The organism is Prevotellamassilia timonensis (genome assembly GCF_021531665.1).
Classification (GTDB): Bacteria; Bacteroidota; Bacteroidia; order Bacteroidales; family Bacteroidaceae; genus Alloprevotella.
Map to the genome: position 1 here is coordinate 1 of NZ_JADYUH010000219.1, position 258 is coordinate 258.

The window sequence follows — 258 nt, forward strand, 5'->3', positions numbered from 1 at the left end:
GCAGCGCACGCGGGGATTCGCGCTTCAAGGTCTCGAAGATTTCGGTGGCGGACAGCCATTGCGTAGCCTCCGAACCTTCGCCCATCATAAACGACTTGTGGAATGCTTCCGCCAACGGGGACTGACGGTAGAAGGTGCGGTTATGTTCTTCAATCTCAGCCTCCTCCTCTTTGGAGAAGAAGGTCGGCTGACCCGCTGCCAACTCTGCCATGACCTGTGCATAGAGTTGGTCGTGGTCTATCGCCTCGCGACTAATCG

The 258-nt window shown here is 57.0% G+C and carries 1 protein-coding gene; it reads right to left on the bottom strand.

Features of this window, described 5'->3' with window-relative positions; genetic code table 11:
• Positions 1–258: DUF3874 domain-containing protein (locus I6E40_RS11115; RefSeq protein ID WP_235387299.1), on the bottom strand; the 258-nt coding region annotated here is incomplete at both ends.